The organism is Pseudomonas sp. PDM15, assembly GCF_014851565.1.
Taxonomy (GTDB): Bacteria; Pseudomonadota; Gammaproteobacteria; order Pseudomonadales; family Pseudomonadaceae; genus Aquipseudomonas.
Genome location: NZ_JACVAA010000002.1, coordinates 568,668 through 589,972, shown reverse-complemented (window position 1 = coordinate 589,972; position 21,305 = coordinate 568,668). Strand labels below are relative to the sequence as shown.

The 21,305-nt window shown below is 66.7% G+C and carries 27 protein-coding genes and 1 pseudogene; 14 read left to right on the top strand and 14 right to left on the bottom strand.

Annotated elements, in window-relative coordinates; all coding sequences use genetic code 11:
* Positions 1-11: 11 nt before the first annotated feature.
* Genes IB232_RS06925 through IB232_RS06915 form a run of 3 tightly spaced genes read right to left on the bottom strand, consistent with a single transcriptional unit; the run spans position 12 to position 1,988 of the window.
* A complete protein-coding gene (locus IB232_RS06925; protein WP_192397783.1) occupies positions 12-578 on the bottom strand; it encodes a cysteine hydrolase family protein in 567 nt (188 codons plus the stop codon).
* A gap of 53 nt (positions 579-631) precedes the next feature.
* On the bottom strand, positions 632-1,456 hold the full coding sequence (locus IB232_RS06920) for an alpha/beta fold hydrolase (protein ID WP_192397782.1): 825 nt from the start codon (positions 1,454-1,456) through the stop codon (positions 632-634).
* A gap of 13 nt (positions 1,457-1,469) precedes the next feature.
* A complete protein-coding gene (locus IB232_RS06915; RefSeq protein WP_192397781.1) occupies positions 1,470-1,988 on the bottom strand; it encodes a hypothetical protein in 519 nt (172 codons plus the stop codon).
* A 315-nt stretch (positions 1,989-2,303) separates the two neighbouring features.
* Between IB232_RS06915 and IB232_RS06910 the strand changes: the two genes are divergently transcribed.
* The 5 genes from IB232_RS06910 (at position 2,304) to IB232_RS06890 (ending at position 6,153) form a co-directional block, all read left to right on the top strand.
* Positions 2,304-2,939, top strand: coding sequence for a response regulator transcription factor (locus IB232_RS06910; protein ID WP_192397780.1), 636 nt, complete (start codon positions 2,304-2,306; stop codon positions 2,937-2,939).
* 93 nt (positions 2,940-3,032) lie between these two features.
* Positions 3,033-3,416, top strand: coding sequence for a response regulator transcription factor (locus tag IB232_RS06905; protein ID WP_192397779.1), 384 nt, complete (start codon positions 3,033-3,035; stop codon positions 3,414-3,416).
* A gap of 205 nt (positions 3,417-3,621) precedes the next feature.
* On the top strand, positions 3,622-4,410 hold the full coding sequence (locus IB232_RS06900) for a hypothetical protein (protein ID WP_318652240.1): 789 nt from the start codon (positions 3,622-3,624) through the stop codon (positions 4,408-4,410).
* Between the two features lie 49 nt (positions 4,411-4,459).
* The gene (locus tag IB232_RS06895; RefSeq protein WP_192397778.1) at positions 4,460-5,071 is read left to right on the top strand and encodes an isochorismatase family cysteine hydrolase; all 612 of its coding nucleotides are present in this window, start codon (positions 4,460-4,462) and stop codon (positions 5,069-5,071) included.
* Between the two features lie 29 nt (positions 5,072-5,100).
* Entirely contained in the window at positions 5,101-6,153 is a 1,053-nt protein-coding gene (locus tag IB232_RS06890) for an aldo/keto reductase (protein ID WP_192397777.1), read from the top strand.
* A 10-nt stretch (positions 6,154-6,163) separates the two neighbouring features.
* Here IB232_RS06890 and IB232_RS06885 read toward each other — a convergent pair whose 3' ends face one another.
* From IB232_RS06885 to IB232_RS06865, 5 genes are all read right to left on the bottom strand, one after another.
* The gene (locus tag IB232_RS06885) at positions 6,164-6,934 is read right to left on the bottom strand and encodes an SDR family oxidoreductase (RefSeq protein ID WP_192397776.1); all 771 of its coding nucleotides are present in this window, start codon (positions 6,932-6,934) and stop codon (positions 6,164-6,166) included.
* Positions 6,935-7,025: 91 nt separating this feature from the next.
* Positions 7,026-7,244 carry a DUF3820 family protein gene (locus tag IB232_RS06880; protein ID WP_192397775.1) on the bottom strand — a complete coding sequence of 73 codons (219 nt, stop codon included), beginning with the start codon at positions 7,242-7,244 and terminating at the stop codon, positions 7,026-7,028.
* A 94-nt stretch (positions 7,245-7,338) separates the two neighbouring features.
* A complete protein-coding gene (ahpF, locus tag IB232_RS06875; RefSeq protein WP_192397774.1) occupies positions 7,339-8,895 on the bottom strand; it encodes an alkyl hydroperoxide reductase subunit F in 1,557 nt (518 codons plus the stop codon).
* Between the two features lie 136 nt (positions 8,896-9,031).
* Complete coding sequence (ahpC, locus tag IB232_RS06870; protein ID WP_192397773.1) at positions 9,032-9,595, bottom strand: alkyl hydroperoxide reductase subunit C; 564 nt, start codon at positions 9,593-9,595, stop codon at positions 9,032-9,034.
* 143 nt (positions 9,596-9,738) lie between these two features.
* Entirely contained in the window at positions 9,739-10,347 is a 609-nt protein-coding gene (locus IB232_RS06865; protein WP_192397772.1) for a PilZ domain-containing protein, read from the bottom strand.
* A gap of 165 nt (positions 10,348-10,512) precedes the next feature.
* On the opposite strand from IB232_RS06865, the gene IB232_RS06860 reads away from it, so the two are divergent.
* From IB232_RS06860 to IB232_RS06825, 8 genes are all read left to right on the top strand, one after another.
* The gene (locus tag IB232_RS06860; RefSeq protein WP_192397771.1) at positions 10,513-10,962 is read left to right on the top strand and encodes a flavodoxin; all 450 of its coding nucleotides are present in this window, start codon (positions 10,513-10,515) and stop codon (positions 10,960-10,962) included.
* Positions 10,962-11,429: a cupin domain-containing protein gene (locus IB232_RS06855; RefSeq protein ID WP_192397770.1), complete on the top strand. Its 468-nt coding sequence runs from the start codon at positions 10,962-10,964 to the stop codon at positions 11,427-11,429. Before IB232_RS06860 ends, IB232_RS06855 begins: the two co-directional genes overlap by 1 nt.
* A 96-nt stretch (positions 11,430-11,525) precedes the next feature.
* Positions 11,526-12,302 carry a class II aldolase/adducin family protein gene (locus IB232_RS06850; RefSeq protein ID WP_192397769.1) on the top strand — a complete coding sequence of 259 codons (777 nt, stop codon included), beginning with the start codon at positions 11,526-11,528 and terminating at the stop codon, positions 12,300-12,302.
* Complete coding sequence (locus tag IB232_RS06845) at positions 12,299-13,204, top strand: alpha/beta fold hydrolase (RefSeq protein WP_192397768.1); 906 nt, start codon at positions 12,299-12,301, stop codon at positions 13,202-13,204. The genes IB232_RS06850 and IB232_RS06845 overlap by 4 nt, the downstream gene beginning before the upstream one ends.
* Entirely contained in the window at positions 13,183-13,713 is a 531-nt protein-coding gene (locus IB232_RS06840) for a DUF1569 domain-containing protein (RefSeq protein WP_192397767.1), read from the top strand. The genes IB232_RS06845 and IB232_RS06840 overlap by 22 nt, the downstream gene beginning before the upstream one ends.
* A 124-nt stretch (positions 13,714-13,837) precedes the next feature.
* Complete coding sequence (locus IB232_RS06835) at positions 13,838-14,422, top strand: hypothetical protein (RefSeq protein WP_192397766.1); 585 nt, start codon at positions 13,838-13,840, stop codon at positions 14,420-14,422.
* Between the two features lie 111 nt (positions 14,423-14,533).
* Positions 14,534-15,445: an SDR family oxidoreductase gene (locus IB232_RS06830; RefSeq protein ID WP_192397765.1), complete on the top strand. Its 912-nt coding sequence runs from the start codon at positions 14,534-14,536 to the stop codon at positions 15,443-15,445.
* A 114-nt stretch (positions 15,446-15,559) separates the two neighbouring features.
* Positions 15,560-16,333, top strand: coding sequence for a crotonase/enoyl-CoA hydratase family protein (locus tag IB232_RS06825; RefSeq protein WP_192397764.1), 774 nt, complete (start codon positions 15,560-15,562; stop codon positions 16,331-16,333).
* Positions 16,334-16,370: 37 nt separating this feature from the next.
* On the opposite strand, the gene IB232_RS06820 is transcribed toward IB232_RS06825, so the two are convergent.
* From IB232_RS06820 to IB232_RS06810, 3 genes are all read right to left on the bottom strand, one after another.
* Positions 16,371-17,444 carry a hypothetical protein gene (locus tag IB232_RS06820; protein ID WP_192397763.1) on the bottom strand — a complete coding sequence of 358 codons (1,074 nt, stop codon included), beginning with the start codon at positions 17,442-17,444 and terminating at the stop codon, positions 16,371-16,373.
* Positions 17,445-17,514: 70 nt separating this feature from the next.
* Entirely contained in the window at positions 17,515-18,327 is an 813-nt protein-coding gene (locus IB232_RS06815) for a SirB1 family protein (protein WP_192397762.1), read from the bottom strand.
* A 78-nt stretch (positions 18,328-18,405) separates the two neighbouring features.
* Positions 18,406-18,738 (bottom strand): hypothetical protein, encoded by a 333-nt coding sequence (locus tag IB232_RS06810; RefSeq protein ID WP_192397761.1) that lies wholly within the window; start codon positions 18,736-18,738, stop codon positions 18,406-18,408.
* 231 nt (positions 18,739-18,969) lie between these two features.
* On the opposite strand from IB232_RS06810, the gene IB232_RS06805 reads away from it, so the two are divergent.
* A complete protein-coding gene (locus tag IB232_RS06805; RefSeq protein WP_192397760.1) occupies positions 18,970-19,800 on the top strand; it encodes an ATPase in 831 nt (276 codons plus the stop codon).
* Between the two features lie 56 nt (positions 19,801-19,856).
* Here the strand turns inward: IB232_RS06805 and IB232_RS06800 are convergent.
* The 3 genes and pseudogenes from IB232_RS06800 to IB232_RS06790 form a co-directional block, all read right to left on the bottom strand.
* Positions 19,857-20,444: pseudogene (locus IB232_RS06800) on the bottom strand (putative glycolipid-binding domain-containing protein).
* 122 nt (positions 20,445-20,566) lie between these two features.
* Entirely contained in the window at positions 20,567-20,905 is a 339-nt protein-coding gene (locus tag IB232_RS06795) for a HopJ type III effector protein (RefSeq protein ID WP_225592158.1), read from the bottom strand.
* Positions 20,905-21,198, bottom strand: coding sequence for a DUF1244 domain-containing protein (locus IB232_RS06790; protein WP_192397759.1), 294 nt, complete (start codon positions 21,196-21,198; stop codon positions 20,905-20,907). Before IB232_RS06790 ends, IB232_RS06795 begins: the two co-directional genes overlap by 1 nt.
* Positions 21,199-21,305: the final 107 nt, after the last annotated feature.

Here is a 21,305-nt window from a genome sequence, read left to right as displayed (position 1 = left end):
GCTGCGGCTTCTCATGCAGCGTTTCTGGCCTGGCCGAGGTACTCGGCGGTGGAGATGACCGGCGCATAGCCGAAGCTCAGCGCGGCCATGAAGGCCGCATGCACCTGCTCGGCCGGCACCTTCACGCCGTTGAACTCCAGGTCGAGGGTGGCGCAGGCGTCGTGCAGCACGGTGGTTCGGTAGCCGAAGTCGACGGCGGCGCGGGTGATGCCGTCCACGCACATGTGGCTCATGTTGCCGACCACAACCACCTCGCTCACGCCGTGATCGTCGAGCACCTGCTTCAGCTCGGTTTCACGGAACGAGTTGATGTAGTGCTTGAGCACCACCGGTTCGCCCGCTTTGTTGATCACGCTCGGGTGCAGCTGCGCGCCCTCGCTGTGCGGGCGGAAGAAGGGCGCGTCCTGACTGGTGAACTCGTGGCGGATATGCACCACCAGGTCGCCCCGTTCGCGGAACGCTGCGATGACCTGGGCCGCCTTGGCGGCAGCTGCTTCGACCTTGCTCAGGGTCCACAGCCCGCCGGGGAAGTAGTCGTTCTGGATGTCCACCACGATCAATGCTTGCTTGCCGCTCATTGCGTTCTCCTTTTCGTTGTGGCCCGCCGGGGATTCGGCGGGCGCATGAGCACTCAGCTGCGCAGGAATGCCAGCAGGTCGGCGTTGAGCTGGTCCTTGTGGGTGTCGGCCAGGCCGTGGGGCGCGCCGGGGTAGACCACCAGCTTGGCGTCGGCGATCAGCTTGGCCGAGGCCAGGGCGGCGGCGCCGATCGGCACGATCTGGTCGTCGTCGCCATGCAGCACCAGGGTCGGCACGTCGAACTTCTTCAGGTCGTCGCGGAAGTCGGTGGCGGAGAAGGCGGCGATGCAGTCGTAGGCGCTCTTGTGTCCGGCCATCATGCCCTGCATCCAGAAGGCATCGATGATGCCCTGGGACGGCTTGGCGCCCGGGCGGTTGTAGCCGTAGAACGGGCCGCCGGCGATGTCCTTGTACAGCTGCGAGCGATCGGCGATGGAGCCGGCGCGGATGCCGTCGAATACCTCGATGGGCAGGCCGTCCGGGTTGCTTTCGGTCTTCAGCATCAGCGGCGGTACGGCGGAGATCAGGCCAAGCTTGGCCACCCGCTTGGTGCCGTGGCGGCCGATGTAGCGCGCCACTTCGCCGCCGCCGGTGGAGAAGCCGAACAGGACCGCGTCATGCAGGTCGAGGGTCTCGATCAGCTCGGCCAGGTCGTCGGCGTAGTGGTCCATGTCGTTGCCGTCCCACGGCTGGCTGGAGCGCCCGTGGCCGCGGCGGTCGTGGGCGATGACGCGGTAGCCGTGGTTGGCCAGGAACAGCATCTGCGACTCCCAGCTGTCGCCATTCAGCGGCCAGCCGTGGCTGAACAGAATGGGCTGACCGCTGCCCCAGTCCTTGTAGTAGATCTCGACGCCGTCGCGGGTAGTGATGGTGCTCATGCGGGATGCTCCTTTATGGATGGTTGCACTGCGGTTGGCCCAGCCCGGCGTGCCGCGCGCGCAGGCGCAGGCACTGGTAGCCGAGGCCGACCAGGAAGAGGAGCAGCGCGGCCAGGATGGCCAGCTTCACCTCAGGGGAATCGGGGCCGTTGCCGATGGGTGCGGACGGCGGCAGGCGCGACAGGGATTCGTTGAGCCCAGGGATCATCAGCAGCAGGAAGCTGAAGCTCATGCAGGCGGTTTCCAGGTAGGCACGAGCATTGCCCAGGCGCTGCAGGCGCATGGCCTGGCGGGCGAGCAGGATGACCGCCACGGCGAGGATGCCGATGGCGTGGCCGCTGTTGAAGCCACCGGTGCTGGACAGGCCGAAGGCGGTCAGTACCGAGCCGAGCATGCCGTACCAGTAGCTGTTGCCCAGCGCGCCGTGGGGCGGAATACGGCCGTGGCGGGCGAAGGCGTAGAGGCCGGCGAGCACCGGCACCAGGCTGAGGGCAGTGTGCACAATGCCCAGGGTGGATAGCGGGTTGGCCATGGTCAGACCTCCAGCAGGTGAACCGCATGGGCGTCGCCGTCTGCCTGAGGCTACTGCACGGTGGGATGCCGTCGTGGGCCACACTGCCGGCCCGTGCTGCGGACTATAAGAAGGCCGGCACTGGCGCCACCATTCTACGAAGGGGCGTGCCGGGCATATCTAGGTATGAGCCGAGCGGCAGATCGTCGCGCCGTGCCCGGACGGCGTGGTGTGCTGCGCTCATACGTTGGTATGGGTGGCGCAGACGCTGCGCGTGCATCGCGGCTAGAATCCACGGCGACCCTGCCGTCGGGGTCGTCGAGCGAGGAGGGCGCGATGCCGGAAGCCGTGGGGCTGGTCCACATAGTCGATGACGATGCGTCCCTGCGCGCCGCGCTGGACAGCCTGTTCCGCTCGGTCGGCCTGGCCACCCGGCAATACGGCTCGGCTCAGGAGTTCCTCGATGCAGAACTGCCCGAACAGCCCGCCTGCCTGGTGCTCGACGTGCGCCTGCCGGGGCGTAGCGGCCTGGATTTCCAGAGCGAGCTGCTGGAGCTGAAGAACCCCATCCCGGTGGTGTTCATGACCGGCCATGGTGATATCTCCATGTCGGTGCGCAGCATGAAGGCCGGCGCCGTGGACTTCCTGACCAAGCCTTTTCGCGACCAGGACATGCTCGACGCGGTGGCCACCGCCCTGGACCGTGACCGCCAGCGCCGCGCCCAGAACCGCGACGTGGCCGGCGTGCACGAACGCTTCGCCAGCCTCAGCCCGCGCGAGCGCCAGGTGATGGCGCTGGTAACCACCGGCAAGCTGAACAAGCAGGTGGCGGCCGAGCTGGGCCTGAGCGAGATCACCGTGAAGATCCACCGTGGCCATGCTATGCAGAAGATGCAGGCGCGTTCGCTGGCCGAGCTGGTGAAGATGGCCGGTGTGCTGCAGCTGGAACGCGACGGCACGGCGCGCACATGAACTTCCGTATGATTTGCAAACCGTCAGGTTCGCGCCAAGCTGCACGCAACTGACACGCGACCCTCCGCCGCGTTGGCCTGCCGGGATGAGCCTGTGTCCGAAGCTCCGCTGATTTCCATCATCGACGACGACGAATCGGTGCGCCTGGCCACCGCCAGCCTGCTGCGCTCCGAGGGTTATCGCACCGAACTGTTCGCCAGCGCCGAGGACTTCCTGGCCGGCGACGCCGCGCGCTTCGCCTGCGTGGTCAGCGATATCCAGATGCCCGGCATGAGCGGTATCGACCTGACCGACCGGCTGCTGGCCGGCGATGCCGCCGCGCGAATCATCCTCATGACCGCCCGCACCGAGCGCGAACTGCTCGCCCGCGCCGGCGCCAGTGGCGCGGTCTGTCTGCTGTGCAAACCCTTCGCCGCCGAGCAGCTGCTGAGCTGCGTGGCGCTGGCTCTGAGCGGCGCCGGCAGCTGTCTGCCCTGACCTATACCAAGGCATGAGCTGGCTGAACCGCGGTCTGATGGTGCCGTTCGCGGCGCCGCGCGACCATGGCTACAGCCTGGCTCAGCCGGGCCCCGCAGCCGCCATCGAGCCTGCTCCTGCGCCCACCAGTGACCGGGCCTACCGAGTGCCGTTGCTCGAGCTTTCGCCGCCGCGCTGATAGAGACGAGCCAACAGGAGCAAGCCCGTGGACAGTTCGAACATTCCTAAGATCCCGCGTTTTCCCCGCCACTGGCGCCTCGGCGCCGTGACCCTGGGCGTGCTGGCCGCCCTGGCCCAGGCCAGCCTGGCCCACGAAGCCGGAGGCATCCATAGCGAAAAGACCGCCAAGGCCGAGGCCGCCTTCGACCTGGTGCACACCCGGGTATCCAAGGACGGCGAGATGCTGGTCTTCGAGCAGCTGGTGGACGGCGAGGCCGGCAGTCGCACGCCGACGGCCAAGGGCAGCTTCGCCGGCGCCGAGGTGTACAGCTACGTCTGGCCGACCAGCCTGGACAGCGGCAGCGTCGGCTTCGAACCCGGTTCGGGCATTCTCGCCCTGGCGCTGACCTCGCACCCGGATTTCGACGACACCCCGCAGCTGGACGAGAACGGCGACGGCAAGAAGGACAACGACGGCGGCCTCTGGCATTCGCACTGGGTGGTGCTGACCAAGGACGCCACCTGCGGCCCCTCCGGGCTCAAGGTGCGTGACATTCCCGAAGGTGCCAAGCCCAAGCTGCCGCCGACCTGGCCGGGCGCTGCGATCTACATCGATTCGCCCGGATACGACCTCAGCCTCAAGGGCGATGCCGCGCAGATTCACGTGCCGCTCAAGGCGGTGGGCTTCCCCGAGAGCTTCAATTACGACGGGGTGAGCGCTGCGCTGCAGGTCAACGCCGATCTGCACAACCCGCTGCTGTGCGTGTCCAGCGTGTGGGATGTGGCTTCCGGCGACCTGACCCTGCCGGCCACCTGGAAAGTCACCGACAAGTGACGTGCTACGCGGCGCCCAACCGGCGCCGCTTCTTTCCAAGGAGTGCACCATGGGCTACTCGAAACAGGACACCGGCCTGCTGCTGGTCGACCCCTACAACGACTTCCTCAGCGAGGGCGGCAAGCTCACCGCGCGAGCCAAGCCGGTGGCCGACCGCGTCGGCACCCTGGCCAACCTGCGCGCCGTGGTGGCCGCCGCACGCCAGGCCGGTATCCGCGTGTTCTACGTGCCGCACCATCGGGCGCGGCCCGGCGACCTGCAGAGCTGGCTGCATCCCAGTCCGTACCAGCTGGGCGCCGCAAAGGCCCAGGTATTCGCCGCCGGCAGCTGGGGCGGCGAATGGCACCCGGACTTCCAGCCCCACGACGATGACGTGGTGGTGCAGGAGCACTGGGGCGGCAGCGGCTTCGCCAATACCGATCTGGACCTGCAGCTCAAGCAGCACGGCGTGCGCCGGGTGATCGTCATCGGCCTGCTGGCCAATACCTGCATCGAGGCCACCTCGCGCTTCGCCGCCGAGCTGGGCTACCACGTGACCCTGGTGCGCGATGCCACGGCGGCCTTCTCCGAAGAGGCGCTGCACGCCGCCCATGAAATCAACGGGCCGACCTACGCCCACGCCATCCTCACCACCGCCGAAGTCACCGCCGCCCTGGCCTGAGTGCTTCGACCCTCCACGGGAGAACAGACATGCGCTACACCACCTTCGGCCGCCGCAGCGGCCTGCGTGTTTCCGAACTGGCCCTGGGCACCGGCAACTTCGGCACCGGCTGGGGCCACGGCGCCGAGCGCGACGAGGCGCGGCGGATCTTCGATGGCTATGTCGAGGCCGGCGGCAACTTCTTCGACACGGCCAACGGCTATCAGGCCGGCCAGGCCGAAGTGCTGCTCGGCGAGTTCCTCGGCAGCCAGCGCGACGACTTCGTGCTGGCCACCAAGTACGGCCTGGGCACCGCGCCCGGCGCCGGCATCGCCCACACCGGCAACAACCGCAAGAACCTGGTGCGCGCAGTGGAGGAGAGCCTGAAGCGGCTCAACACCGATCACCTCGACCTGCTGTGGGCGCACATCACCGACGGCATGACGCCCATCGACGAAATACTGCGCGGCTTCGACGACCTGGTCAGCGCCGGCAAGATCCACTACGCCGGGCTGTCCAATTTCCCGGCCTGGCGCATCGCCCGTGCCGATCTGCTGGCCGAGCTGCGTGGCTGGGCGCCGCTGGTGGGCATCCAGCTGGAATACAGCCTGGCCGAGCGCAGCGCCGACCGCGAGCTGCTGCCGATGGCCGAGGCCCTGGGCCTGGGCGTCACCCAGTGGTCGCCGCTGGGCGGAGGTTTCCTCACCGGTAAGTACCGCGCCGGCAACGACGACAGCCGCGCGACCAAACTGGGCATGCTGGTGCACGGCGAGAAGAGTGCCCGGGAAACCGCCATCCTCGATGCGCTGCTCGGCGTGGCCGAGGAGCAGGGCAGCAGCGCCACCCAGGTGGCCATCGCCTGGCTGCTGCACAAGGCGCGTCGCTCCAGCACCACGCTGATCCCGATCCTGGGTTCGCGTACCCGCGAGCAGTTCGATGGCACCCTCGGCGCCTTGCAGGTGAACCTGAGCGACGAGCAGTTCGAGCGTCTCAGCACCGCCAGCGCCATAGCGCTGGGCGTGCCCCACGAGCAGGCGTTGGAAATGCGCGAACCCTTCGCCGGGGGCCGCGACCTGCAGTGGCCGACGGTACCGGTGATCTGAGCGGAAAGGGCTAGAGGCTGAAGCCGCCGTCGATGGGGATGATGGTGCCGGTCATGTAGGCGCCGGCTGCGCTGCACAGGCTGATGGCCAGGGCGGCCATCTCTTCCTCGCGCCCCCAGCGTTGCATCGGGATATGCGCCACGTCCTCGGCCATGGCCGCTTCGTCGCCGGCGATGTGCCGGGTCATCTTGCTCGGGAAGCGCCCAGGGGCGATCACGTTGACGTTGATGTGCTCGCTCACCAGCTCCTTGGCCAGCATGCGCGACAGCTGGTGCAGCGCCGCCTTGCTCGGGCCATAGGCGTAGGCCTGTTCGCCGAACGAGCTGATGCCGGCCACCGAGCCGATGTTGATCACCCGCGCCGGGTTCTGCGCGTTGCCAGCCTTGCGCAGCAGCGGCAGCAGTTGCTGGATGCAGCTGAACACGGCGGTGACGTTGAGCTGCATGACCTTCTCCCAACCTTTTACCGGGTAGCTTTCCAGCGGAGCGCCCCAGGTGGTGCCGGCGTTGTTGACCAGGATATCGAGCTGCTCCACGCGACGCCCAAGCTCCTCGGCCAGGGCGCGGGCGCCTTCTTCACCGGACAGGTCGGCGGCCAGGCCAATGCATTCGCCATGCACTGACAGCTCCTCGGCAGCCTGGATGCAGGCGGCGCCGTCACGCGCGCAGATGAATACCCGGGCGCCGGCTTCGAGCAGGCCCTGGGCGATCATCCGGCCGATGCCGCGGCTGCCGCCGGTGACCAGGGCGGTGCGGCCCTGCAGGCTGAAATAGGGATGCATGGCGATTCCTCGAAGGTGATGGGACGAGCCCGTACCCTAAACGAGGCGGCCGGCGGACGCGGCGCTTATAGCCGGCGCAAATGCCGGGGCATCAGCGTTTGCCCTGGCGCAGCGGCTCCAGCAGCGGCTTGAGGCCGTTGTGGTCGATCTCCTGCATCAGCGCCAGCAGGCGGCCGATCTCGCCCTTGGGAAAGCCTTCGCGGGCGAACCAGTTAAGGTAGTTGCCCGGCAGGTCGGCGATCAGCCGGCCCTGGTAGTTGCCGAAGGGCATGGTGCGGGTGACCAGCAGGAGGAGGTCTTCGGGATTCATGAGCGCGCCGGGTGCGGAGTAGGGCGCCAGTTTGCCCTGAGCGGCGGCCATGAAAAAGGGCCGCGAAGGGCCCTTTGTCTTTGCAGCGCAGCGATCAGCTGGTGCGGATCAGGTGGTCGAAGGCGCTCAGCGAGGCCTTGGAGCCTTCGCCCATGGCGATGACGATCTGCTTGTACGGCACGGTGGTTACGTCGCCGGCGGCGAACACGCCGGGGATGTTGGTGGCGCCCTTGGCGTCGACCACGATCTCGCCGAAGCGGCTCAGCTCCACGGTGCCTTTCAGCCAGTCGCTGTTGGGCAGCAGGCCTATCTGCACGAAGATGCCTTCCAGCTCGACGGTATGCACGGCGTCGCTGGTGCGGTCCTTGTAGACCAGACCGGTGACCTTCTGCCCATCGCCCTTGACCTCGGTGGTCTGTGCGCTCTTGATCACGGTGACATTGGGCAGGCTGTACAGCTTCTTCTGCAGCACGGCGTCGGCACGCAGGGTGTCCGCGAATTCCAGCAGGGTGACGTGGGCAACCAGGCCGGCCAGGTCGATGGCCGCTTCCACGCCGGAGTTGCCGCCGCCAATTACCGCCACGCGCTTGCCCTTGAACAGCGGGCCGTCGCAGTGCGGGCAGAAGCACACGCCCTTGGCCTTGTATTCCTGCTCGCCGGGCACGCCCATCTCGCGCCAGCGGGCGCCGGTGGAGAGGATCACGGTCTTGGCCTTGAGCGATGCGCCGTTGTCGAACTGCACTTCATGCAGGCCGCCTTCGCTACTGGCCGGCACCAGGGCGCTGGCGCGCTGCAGGTTCATGATGTCGACTTCGTATTCCTTGACGTGTTCTTCCAAGGCGCGGACCAGCTTCGGCCCTTCGGTTTCCTTGACCGAGATGAAGTTCTCGATGGCCATGGTGTCCAGCACCTGGCCACCGAAGCGCTCGGCGGCGACGCCGGTGCGGATGCCCTTGCGCGCGGCGTAGATGGCCGCCGCGGCGCCGGCCGGGCCACCACCGATGACCAGTACGTCGAAGGCTTCCTTGGCACTCATCTTCTCGGCATCGCGGCTACCGGCCTTGGTGTCGATCTTGGCGAGGATTTCCTTCACCTCCATGCGGCCGGAGGCGAACACTTCACCGTTCAGGTAGATGCTCGGCACGGCCATGATCTGGCGGCGCTCGACTTCTTCCTGGAACAGCGCGCCGTCGATGGAGACGTTGCGGATGTTGGGGTTGAGTACGGCCATCAGATTCAGCGCCTGGACCACGTCCGGGCAGTTCTGGCAGGACAGCGAGAAGTAGGTCTCGAACTCGAAGGTGCCTTCGATGGCCTGGATCTGCGCGATGGTCTCGGCGTCCAGTTTCGACGGATGGCCGCCGACCTGCAGCAGGGCCAGCACCAGCGAGGTGAACTCGTGGCCCATGGGGATGCCGGCGAAAGCGACGCCGATATCGGCGCCCGGACGAACCAGGGCGAAGGACGGACGGCGCGCATCGCTGCCATCGGTCTTGAGGGTGATCTTGTCGGTCAGGCCGACGATGTCTTGCAGCAGTCCGAGCAGTTCCTGGGACTTCTCGCCGTCATCGAGGGAGGCGACGATCTCGAACGGCTGGGTGACCTTCTCGAGGTAGGCCTGCAACTGGGTTTTAAGAGTGGCATCCAACATGACGGGGTTCCTTTGACGAATTTCGGACAAACAAACGCCCGGGCGGATCGCGCCCGGGCGTTCGGGCACTTGGAGGGCTGGATCTCAGCCCGCAAAGCGCAAGACGGTTGGGGCCAGGACGGCCCCGGGCAGATACTTAGATCTTGCCGACCAGGTCCAGCGACGGAGCCAGGGTCTTCTCGCCTTCTTTCCACTTGGCCGGGCAAACCTGACCCGGGTTGGCAGCGGTGTATTGGGCGGCTTTCAGCTTGCGCAGGGTCTCGGAGACGTCGCGAGCGATTTCGTTGGAGTGGATTTCCAGGGTCTTGATCACGCCTTCCGGGTTGATCACGAAGGTGCCGCGCAGAGCCAGGCCTTCTTCGGCGATGTGCACGCCGAAAGCGTTGGTCAGCTGGTGGGTCGGGTCACCGATCAGCGGGAACTTGGCTTTGCCAACGGCCGGGGAAGTCTCGTGCCAGACCTTGTGCGAGAAGTGGGTGTCGGTGGTGACGATGTACACCTCGGCACCGGCCTTCTGGAACTCGGCGTAGTTGTTGGCGGCGTCTTCGATCTCGGTCGGGCAGTTGAAGGTGAAGGCAGCCGGCATGAAGATCAGTACGGACCACTTGCCTTTCAGGCTCTGCTCGGTGACTTCGACGAACTCGCCATTGTGGAAAGCGGTGGTCTTGAACGGCTGAACCTGGGTGTTGATCAGGGACATTGAGTGAACTCCTGTTGGGGTTGGTAACTTGATGCTGCGCATACTAACCGCAGTATCCGTAATCGCTAAATTGAATGAAGGCATCAAGACGATTGGTTTGGTCTATGTGCCTATATCTAAAGAGTGGCAGTGATCTATGACGCTCATCCGGCGATCTGCAATTGCGGATGCCGCTGGCGGTACTGCTCGAAGATGTATTGGCGGATGCGCTCGGCATGTTCGCCATGCTGCACCTGCAGGCCATAGGCCGCGCGATGGCGGCCGATGCGGCGAATGCACTGGCCCTTGATCGGCAGGCTATCGCGACCCGGCAGCGGCAGCCACAGGCTGAATTTCTCCGGCGGCTCCCGCATCGGCGAGCCCAGCACCAGGCTGGTGGGCGCCAATTCATACACCAGCATGCCGCTTTCCGCACCGCTGGCGTCACGCAGGGCCAGTGGTTCGTCAAGTTCCAGGCGCCATGGGCGGCGGACAGCGCCATCCTCGAAGATGCTTGGCGCCCCCATTTCCAGCTGCAAGCCATGCAGTTCGTCTTCCACCAGCTGCAGCGGGAAGGTCATCCGGCAATCGTCCATCTGCGCCTCCAGGCTGAGCCTGGCGTGGCAGCCCAGGCGGGAGAGCAGGGCGTTGGCCTGTGGGCCGCCGTCCACCTTGAAGGCGGGAATGGGCAAAGGCTTGCCAATCAATTGGCTATTGAAAACTTCCCTGATGAAATTCAGCTCTTCGCTGGACAGGGTGGGTTGCTCGGACATGGGGGCCCCTCCGAGGGCTGCTTGCCAGATTACTGCAAGCAAGAAATGCGCCTTCTGGAGGCGGACGAACACATGGGGTGGGACGGCTGCATGCCGAGCGAGTTCCCCGGCAGGCGACATGCGGCATAATGCGCGGCGTTTTTTCTGGAATCTGCGGAGTGCTGCATGAAAGTCGCCATTTTGTCCGGTTCGGTCTACGGGGCCGCCGAAGAAGTCGCCCGTCGCGCCGTTGAGGTGCTGGAAGGTGCCGGTTTCGAGGCCTGGCACAAGCCCGGCGTGGCGCTCGATGAGGTGCTGGCCTTCGCTCCCGAGGCGATTCTGGTGGTGACGTCCACCACCGGCATGGGCGAGCTGCCCGGCAATATCCAGAACCTCTACTACGCCATCCGTGACCGTTTCCCGGCCTGGAGCGGCCTGGCCGGCGCGGTGATCGCTCTGGGTGACTCCAGCTACGACGTGTTCTGCGGCGGTGGCGAGCAGATGCGCGAACTGCTGCTGGAGCTGGGCGTGCGCGAGGCGCTGCCGATGCTGCGCCTGGACTCCAGCGAGTCGGTGACGCCGGAAGAGGACGCCATGCCCTGGCTGGCAGAACTGGCTCAGGCGCTGAGGGGCTGATGCACCCACGCGCCGCCGAGCTGATCCGCGAGCTGCAGCTGGCCGCGCATCCCGAAGGCGGCTACTACCGACGCCTGTTCACCTCCGCGGTGCGCGATGCCGACGGTCGTGCCGCGTCCAGCGCCATCGTGTTCCTGCTGCCGGGCGGCGTGGTCAGTCGCTGGCATCGGGTCGACGCGGACGAGCTGTGGCATTACCACGAGGGCGCGCCGCTGGAGTTGCTGGTCGCGCAGACGCCGGACCAGGTGCGCCGCGAGCGGCTCGGCCCCGTGACAATCGACCAACTGCCGCAGCGGGTGGTGCCGGCGCAGGCCTGGCAGGCCGCGCGCAGCCTGGGCGATTTCACCCTGGTGGGCTGCACGGTGGCGCCGGAGTTTCGCTTCGACGGCTTTCGCCTGCTGGCCGACGATGCGGCGGCGTTGGCGCTGTGGCCGCGCCTGGCGGGCGACTATCCCGAGCTGCTTTGACCCGCTCGGCCACTAGGCTGGCCTGCAAGGCGACTGGTGGGCGGCCCGTTGCTCGCTAGACTCCTCGGCACAACGACAAATGCCGAGGTACCCGCCGTGAACGCTCCGCTCAATCTCCCCGATGTGAAGAGTCAGGTTTCCGCTGCCGAATGGCATACCCGCGTCGACCTGGCCGCCTGCTACCGCCTGATCGCCCTGTATGGCTGGGACGACCTGATCTTTACCCATATCTCGGCGAAGATCCCGGGCAGCGACGAGTTCCTGATCAACCCCTATGGCCTGATGTTCCACGAGATCACCGCGTCGAGCCTGGTGAAGATCGACCTGGCCGGCAAGAAGCTGATGGACAGCCCCTACGACATCAACCCGGCCGGCTACACCATCCACAGCGCCGTGCACGAGGTGCGCCACGACGTGGCCTGCGTGCTGCACATCCACACCGCCGCCGGCATCGCCGTTTCCGCGCAGAAGCAGGGCCTGCTGCCGCTGTCGCAACAGTCGCTGTTCGTCCTGGCCAGCCTGGCCTACCACGGCTACGAAGGGGTGGCGCTCAACCACGACGAGAAGAGCCGCCTGCAGCATGACCTGGGCGACAAGAACTTCATGATCCTGCCCAACCACGGCCTGCTCACCGCCTTCGGCAGCATCGCCGACGCCTTCCTCGGCATGTTCACCCTGCAGCGCGCCTGCGAGATCCAGGTCATGGCGCAGAGTGGCGGCACGGAGCTGATCCATATTCCGCAGCAGATCCTCGATGGCGCCCGCGCGATGATCGCCGGCGTGATGAAGAGCCCCACGGGGATGGGCGGCGCGTTGCCCTGGCCGGCGCTGCTGCGCAAGCTCGATGCGCAGATGCCGGGTTACGACCAGTGACGGCCCTGCCGGGCATTGCCCTGGCCGACTGGCGGGCGCAGGGGCGCGGCTTCAGTTTCAACGGCCAGGCCATCCGCTACTGGACGGCGGGCGAGGGCGAGCCGCTGTTGCTGATCCACGGCTTCCCCACCGCCAGCTGGGACTGGCACTACCTGTGGCAGCCGCTGGCGGCCAAGTACCGGGTGATCGCCTGCGACATGCTCGGCTTCGGCTACTCGGCCAAACCGCGCGAGCATGTCTACAGCCTGCTGGAGCAGGCCGACCTGCAGCAGGCGCTGCTAGCCCATCTGGGCATCGGCGGACCGGTGCATGTGCTGGCCCATGACTACGGCGACAGCGTGGCCCAGGAGCTGATCGCCCGTCATCAGGAAGGCCGCCTGCAATTGGCCAGCTGTGTGTTCCTCAACGGCGGGTTGTTCCCCGAGACCCACCGCCCGGTGCTGACCCAGAAACTGCTGCTCAGCCCGCTCGGGCCGCTGCTCGGCAGGCTGTTCTCGCGCAGCAAGCTGAAGGCCAATCTGACCAAGGTGTTCGGCCCGCAGACGCCACCCAGCGAGAGCGAGCTGGACGCGTTCTGGGCGCTGATTGCGCACAACGACGGCCCGGCGGTGATGCACCGGTTGATCCGCTACATCCTCGACCGCCGCGTCAATCGCGAGCGCTGGGTGGCGGCGATGCAGGAGACGACGGTGCCGCTGCGCGTGATCGACGGCGCGCTCGATCCGATCTCCGGGGCGCACATGGTGGCGCGCTATCGCGAGCTGATCGCCAACCCGGACACGGTTTTGCTGGAGGCCATAGGCCACTATCCGCAGACCGAGGCGCCTGCAGAGGTGCTCGCCCACTATCTGGAATTCCGTGAACGCTGGGAGGCGAAGGTATGCAAAGACGCACTCTGTTGAAAGGCGCCGCCGTGGGCGGTGTCGTGGCGCTGGGCGCCGGGTTCTGGGCATTGCCCAGCGGCGCCGCACCGGCGGCGTTGAGCCTGGATGGCGCGCGTCAGGTACTGGCCGGCCTCAAGGGCCAGGCGCTGACCAGCATCCAGGGCTGGACCCCGACCGAGGTGTTCAACCACTGCGCGCAGAGCATCGAGTATTCGCTCGACGGCTACCCCGAGCTGAAGCCGGCCTGGTTCCGTCACAGCGTCGGCCCTGCCGCCTTCGCCGTGTTCAGCGCCCGCGGCGCCATGCGTCATCCGCTGACCGAAGCCATTCCCGGCGCCGCCCCGCTGGCCGAGCCGGCCGGCCAGGAACTGGCGCTGCAGCGCCTGCAGCTGGCCTTCGAGCGTTTCGCCGCGCACCAGGGCGAGCTCAAGCCGCACTTCGCCTACGGCGCCCTCGACCATGCGGAATACGCCCAGGCTCATGTGATGCACCTGTACAACCACCTGAGTCTGATCCGGCCGGCCTGATTTCAGCGTTCCAGAGGCCTGCAAGCGCCGTCTCGCCTGACGACCGTTGATCCAACGAGTCGAACATCGGCGCAGGCGGCGCAGTCGTTTTCAGGGTATGCACTCCATCTTCGAGGTGATACCCATGAACAAGAACCCGCTTTCCGCGTTGCTGTTCAGCGCCATGCTGACCGGCCTTTCCCTGCCTGCCCTGGCCGAAACCGATTCGACCGGCCCGACCGTACCCGGCTCGACTTCGCCCACACCGGCGGAGGTGCCGGGTGCCACTTCGCCCAATGGCAACGATACCGGCACCTTCACCCCCGGCTCGCCGACCGGAACCGACAATGGCGTCGGCAATGACAGCGGCCTGGGTAACGACGCTCCGGGCATGAACGGTCCGGGCACTGGCAATGGCACAGGCCTGGGTAATGACAGCGGAACCGGTACCGGGACCGGCACTGACAGCGGAATCGGTAATGGTACCGGCACTGGCACTGGCACTGGCACTGGCACGGGTATCGGTACTGGTACCGGCTCGGGCAGCACTGCGCCCGGCAGTACCGGCACCGGGACTGGCACCGGTACCGGCAGCAGCACTGGCGGCACCACGGGTGGTGGCACCACCGGCGGCGGTACCTCGGGCGGTAGCACCGGTGGTGGAGCCACTGGTGGTGGCAGTACTGGCGGCGGCGCTGCGGGTGGTGGCGCGGCCGGTGGCGGTCAGTAACCACGCATAAGGTCGCATTATCGGCCGTCATTCAGACCGCTCGCGCGCCTTGTGCGCCGGGCGGCCTGTGCCTGACACTCGGGCTCTTTTGCACACTGCCGAGGAGCCCTCATGAGCGACGCCATCCGTTTTCAAGATCAAGTGGTCATAGTCACCGGCGCCGGCGGTGGCCTGGGCCGCGCCCACGCGCTGCTGTTCGCCAAGCATGGCGCCAAGGTGGTGGTCAACGATCTGGGGGGCAGCACCAACGGTGAGGGCGCCAATGCCTCGGCGGCGGACAAGGTGGTGGCCGAGATTCGCGCCGCCGGTGGCGAGGCCGTGGCCAATCATGATTCGGTGACCGACGGCAGCAAGATCGTGCAGTGTGCGCTGGACAGCTTCGGCGGCATCGACGTGGTGGTGAACAACGCCGGCATCCTGCGCGACAAGTCCTTCCACAAGATGGAAGACGCCGACTGGGACCTGGTCTACAAGGTCCATGTCGAGGGCGCCTACAAGGTCACCCGCGCCGCCTGGGAACACCTGCGCGAGCAGCAGTACGGCCGCGTGATCTTCACCGCGTCCACCTCCGGCATCTACGGCAACTTCGGCCAGTCTAACTACGGCATGGCCAAGCTGGGCCTGTACGGCCTGACCCGGACCCTGGCCATCGAGGGCCGCAAGAACAACGTGCTGGTCAACGCCATAGCCCCCACCGGCGGCACGCGCATGACCGAAGGCCTGATCCCGCCGCAGGTGTTCGAGCAGCTCAAGCCCGAGCTGGTCAGCCCGCTGGTGGTGTACCTGGGCAGCAACCAGTGCCAGGACACCGGCGGCCTCTACGAAGTCGGCGGCGGCTGGATGGGCAAGGTGCGCTGGGAGCGCAGCCTGGGCGCCGGCTTCGATCCGAAGACCGGCTTCAGCCCGGAAGACGTGGCCGACAGCTGGAAGCAGATCGGCGACTTCGAAGGCGCGGCGCACCCGGACGACAACGTCACCGCTCTGCGCGAGATGATGGCCAACCTGCAGAAGCACGCGGGCTGATCCGCCAGCGACACGGGGGATTCGGCCAGCAGGCTGCAATCGACCCCGAGCAGGTTTAAGTTGAAGGCCGGCAGCGATGCCGGCCTTTTTCGTTTCCGTCTTCTGGAGCCTGTCATGAGCCTGATCGTCGAACACAACGGCCCGGTCACCGTCCTCACCCTGGATCGGCCGCAGGTGCGCAATGCGGTGGACCGGCCCACGGCGGATGCCCTGGCCGCAGCCTTGCGTGCGTTCGAGGCTGATGACTCGGCGCGGGTGGCGGTGCTCACCGGCAGCGGCGGCGCCTTCTGCGCCGGCGCCGATCTGGGTGCGGTGGTCGAGGGTGGCGAGCGCAGCAATAGGCTGGACGAGCAGGGCGACGGTCCCATGGGGCCGAGCCGCATGCAGCTGAGCAAGCCGCTGATCGCCGCCATCGAGGGCCATGCGGTGGCCGGCGGCCTGGAGCTGGCGCTACTGGCGGACCTGCGGGTGATGGCCGACGATGCGGTGCTTGGCGTGTTCTGTCGACGCTTCGGCGTGCCGCTGATCGACGGCGGCACCGTGCGCCTGCCGCGCATCATCGGCCAGGGCAGGGCGCTGGATCTGATCCTTACCGGTCGCCCGGTGCACGCCGAGGAGGCGCTGCAGATGGGCCTGGTCAATCGGGTCACGCAGCCAGGACAGGCGCGAGCGGTGGCCGAGGCCCTGGCGCTGGAGATCGCCGGCTTCCCGCAACGCTGCATGTTGGCCGACCGCGCCAGCGCCTACGGCCAGTGGCAGCTGTCGCTGGACGAGGCGTTGCAGGAAGAATTTCGTGGTGGCATGGCGGTGGTGCAGAGCGGGGAGACCCGTGCCGGCGCCCTGCGCTTTTCTGCAGGTGCGGGACGGCACGGGGATTTTGCCGAGTAGCAGGCCTGGTTGCCCCGGGATGGCCTGCTCCCGGCAGTTAACGCGCTTGCAGCTTGAAGTTGTCGTCCGAGGGTTCCTTGGTGTAGGCGCCCTGGTCATGCACCAGTTTCTGCGTGCCGTTCATCAGGGTGGCAATGCGGCTATCGGCGGTCTTGGCCGAGGCAGCCTGGTTGCTGGTGCCGGTCACCAGGGGCGGGTTGAAGCTGTAGGACCAGAGGTAGTGCCACACCGCCGCGTTGTGTTTCTCGGTGATCTGTGTGGCGTTGAAGTACCAGGGCTTCAGCTCGCTGAAGGCAGTCATGTTCATCAGCCCCTTGTTCTCGTCGCCGACGAAGATGGTGCTGGTGACGGCCGAGGTGCGGTAAGCCTCGAAGATCACGCCCTTACCCTTCAGCTCGCTGACATAGGTGCGGCATACCGCGCCGGTCCACTGGTTGCCGAGCCAGCCCTTGGCGTTGTTGGAGTAGAAGGGGTCGAGCAGGGCCACGCGCTTGGGCAGCAGCTTGCTGTTGAGGGTGCCGGCGGTGACCGCATCGCTGATCTTCTTGCTCAGCACGATGGCCATCTGGTTGCCCAGGGAATGGCCGAGGATGCGGATGTTGCTGCCGGTATAGCCGCTCATGTTGTCCTTGTAGCTCTTGAACAGCAGATCGCTGGCGGACTGGGTCGGGCCTGTGCTGTAGACGCCGCTGGCGTTGCGCCAACGCATGGCACGCGGGCCACTGGTGCTCCAGATCTTGGCCTCGGCATCGGTGACTTCGCCCTCGTCGGCGAACTGGTTCCAATACAGCACGCCGACGTTGTAGCCGGCACTGAGCCAGGCGGAGGCCAGGTCCAGGCTCGGGCCGCCGGCGCCTTCGCGGTTGAAGGTTTCGCGGTCCTTGCGGGCGGTGGCACCGTTCTGCCAGCCATGGATGTAGATCACCGTGGGTTTGCTGGCGCCGAAGTAGGCGTTGCTTTGCCCGGGCACGGCTTTTTGCCAGGTATCGCCATGGCCGAACCAGTACAGGCCGTAGTCGAGGTTGTTGAAGGTGGAGTCGGGGAAAACGCCAGGGGCGGCGTGGACAAGCGAGGAAAAGCACAGCAGGCAAAGCACGAATAGCTTGCGCATGGTGGGTGTCCCGAATGTTGTTATTAGTGTTTTGGGGCGGGACTAATTAGGCAGAGCGCGTGCTGTGCTGTCAATGCAGGGCTGGCGTACGCCCCATGCGCCCCAGCTCGTCGAGGCGCTGGCCCAGGCGCAGCCGGTCATGCTCGTCGTCGCACAGCAGCAGGGCGCGCTCCAGGTCGAAGCGTTCGGCCTGCGGGCACTCCAGCTCGTGATAGATGGCGGCACGCAACAGGTGGTCGCTGCTGTTCGGCGGTGCCAGCAGGATGATGCGCTCGGCGTCCTTGAGCGCGGCCATGTGATCGCCGGCGGCGCCGTGCAGATGGCAGAGGTTGCGCGACAGGCGCAGCAACAGCGCGCGTCCGTCGCAGACCTGGAAGTGGCTGGCGCCCAGTTGGGCGTCCGGGCCGGCAACACGCGCCAGCAGTTCGCGGCAGTCGCGGGTATACAGGCGGCGGCCGTTGCACGGGTCGAGCAGGTGGTCGGCGCCGGGCACGCGCAGCAGCAGGTGCCCGGGGAAATTCACCGCCTGTAGCGGAATATCCAGACGCTGGGCCAGTTCCAGGGCGATCAGCGCCAGCGACAGCGGCTGACCGCGCCTGCGCTGCAGCACCTGGTGCAGCAGTGCGGCGCGTGGGCGCAGCGGCAGGTCGTCGTCTTCGTGGAAGTCCAGCTCGCCCAGGCGCCGCAGCAGCGGTTGGGCCAGGTCCGGGCCGGCCAGGTTGGGCAGGCCGGCGGCTACCTGCTGGCGCAGGTTGGCGAATTCGCGCAGCACCAGCTCCTGCTGCAGGGTCGGCTCATGCTCGGCGGCGATGCACAGGGCCGCCTGCAGCAGGGCAGGCGGGTCCGATTCCACACAGGTCAGCCAGGCGGGGCGAGCGGTCATGCGGTTCTCCGTGACGAGACGCGTGAGCAGACTATTGCCCGTCCGGCTCGGCTCGTCCAGTCACTTTCCGCGCGCAGATCAGGCGTAGACGCGCTGGCCGCGGTACATGCGCACCGAGTGGCCGCGCTGTTCGGCGTCGTTGTCCTGGGCTGTGCTCTGCTGTTCCGGCAGCTCGTGGCCGCGGTACTGGCGCGCCGGATGGGCCGGTGCGGGGGCTGCTGCGGCGCTGTCGCTCAGCTCGGCCAGGCGGATGCCCAGTCTGCGGGTGTCCTGATCGCTCGAACGCAGGCAGGCGAGGAGCATGGCCTCGACCGCGTCCGGCTGGCTCAGGCGGATGTCCACGGACAATTCCTCGCGCAGGCGGCGGCGCAGCGACTGCATGCAATCGAGAACGGCTTTGTTCAGTTCCATGACGGCTCCCTCGTATCGGTTGCTCGGCGCGAAGACCCACGTTCAGGCCAAAGCAAGGCGCGTACCAGAACGCCAGAGTCGCGAACTGTGCGGTCGTTCACAGGTCCATAGGCGGCCGGTTGCCCGGCGCTGGTGCAGGTTGCACTGGTCTGGCGCCCGCTGAAGACGGGCCAGCGAACCGGGTATACTGGCCGCCATCCGTTCTGCCTTTCCGTATTTCTGAAGGTTTCTATGCGCAACGACGCCCACGACGAACTGGACCACGTGCCCAGCCTGACCACCGATCCGCGCGACCGTGACGACTATCAGGTCGGCTACCAGGCGCCCGCTCAGGGCCATGCGTCCCGCAGCAACGTGTCGAGCTACCCGCAGGTGGAGCGGCGCCGTGGTTTCGGCACCGGGCCTCTGTGGGCGTTGATCGGCGCACTGGTCATTGCCCTGGGCGGCTTGAGCTGGTGGAGCTATCAGCAGATCGCGCAGATGCAGGCGCAACTGGTGGCGACCCAGGAGAGCTTTGACAGAATTACCGAGGAAGCAGCCGGACGTATTCAGGACATCTCCGGCAAGGTGGTGGCCACCGAATCCAACGTCACCAGCGGCAGCGAGGCCCTCAAGCTGCGAGTCAAGCAGCTGGAGAGCAAGCTGGCCGAGCTGAGCAAGCAGCAGCAGAACGTGGCCGGCCAGCAGAGCGGGCAGGGCAAGCGCATCGACCAGCTGGCTGCCGATCTGAAGACCCAGCAGGGCGCCACCGGCCAGTTTGATGGCCGCCTGGACAAGCTGGCCAGCGAGCAGAAGAGCGGCCTGGCCGGTGTCGGCAAGCTGCAGGAGCAGCTCAAGAGCCAGGCCGCCGATATCGAGGCGCTGAAGAAGAGGGGCGATCAGAGCCAGGCCGTGCGCAGCCTGGAGCAGGACCTGCTGGTGCTGCGCAGCGAGCTGGAGAACCGTCCGGCGCCGAGCAACAACACCGCCGAGTTCGATGCCTTCCGCGCCCAGGTCACCCGCAACATCAACGGCCTGCAGGCCCAGGTGCAGAACCTGCAGCAGCAGCTCAACAGCCGCTAAGTGGCGCAGATGTAAAAAGCCCCGCCTAGGCGGGGCTTTTTCATGTCGGCGATGCGCTAGGCGCAGTCCGCCTGGCGCAGGATGTTCTGGCTGACGCGCACGAACTGGCCGATGGCCTGGACCAGCAGGTCGCCGTCGTCCAGGGTCAGCTCGCAGGGGGCATGGCCCTCGGCTTCGCACAGGTACACGGCATGACTGGCCTGGCGGTGCAGGCATTGGTAGCGCTGCTGGCGCGCCTCGACCCGCAGGCTGAGCAGGTCGACATGGGCCACCGAGACACGCTCGCTGTCGCCGACGGCGAGGGCACCTTGCTGCAGCAGCGGCGTGTGGGTGAAGGGTGAGGCGGACAGCATCACCTGCTGGCACTCGGCGAGGTCTTCGCGTAGGTGGCCATCGAGGAACCAGTTGCCGCGGATGTCGCGATGCAGATCGAGGCTGCGCTGGCCGTGGTTGTCCACCTTCAGTCACAGGCGGCGGAAGCGCCAGCGTTCGTCGTACTTGAGGGTATAGGTGGCGACGATGCTGTTGCCACGAATGCTCTGCATCAGGTGGCTGCTGGCATTCACCCCGTCGCTGGCGATATCCAGGTTGAGGTGTTCGACGCCGGGGTTGGTCCAGGGCTTCCAGACCAGGCTTTGTTGCATCCTTGCACTCCTCCGCTCAAGGTGCGCCGGCATCCTGCCGCGCTAGATGAGAAAGAGCATACGGCGCCAACCGCGCGCTGTCTGTCAGCCAAAGCCGACAGATGCGCAGCTTGTTGCGCAACTCAGCCCTTGCGCTTGAGCGGTTGCTGGGCGAACTGCACGCCGCCCAGGCCGGTGTCCTGCAGGGCGCGGATGTTGGCGTGGTCGTTGCCTTCGGGGGTGGCCAGCACGGAGCGGTAGTGTTCGCCGAAGGCGCGCAGGGTCTCTTCCAGGCTGAGGCCTTCGAGCAGCGCCAGGCCAAGGGTCTTGCAGGAGCCCTCGTTCTGCCCGGCGGCGCTTTCCACCGCGCCGTTGCGGAAGGCGCTGGGCTGGTAGTCGTAGTGCTCGGCGACGAAGGCCAGGGTCTCGGCGAACTGGAATTGCTCGCCGTGCAGGCGGGCGCGGAAGTCTTGCAGGCTCATCAGTGCTGGTTTCCTTTGTCGAAGGCGGCCTGCTGCTCGGCAGTGGCTTCCTTCTGGTATTGGGCTTTCCACTCGGCGTAGGGCATGCCGTAGACGACTTCGCGGGCCTGCTCCATGTCGACGGCCACGCCCTGCTCATCGGCGGCGGCCTTGTACCACTTGGACAGGCAGTTGCGGCAGAAGCCGGCGAGGTTCATCAGGTCGATGTTCTGCACATCGGTGCGTTCACGCAGGTGCTCGACCAGGCGGCGGAAGGCGGCGGCCTCCAGTTCGAGGCGTTGTTGTTCGGTCATACAGGCTCCTTGTCATCGGAAGCAGATTCAAAGTCTCGCGAGCTAGAGCCGGGCTAGGCGGCAAAGGGGCGAGGGCGCGGAGTTTACATGACGTAAATGAGCACCCG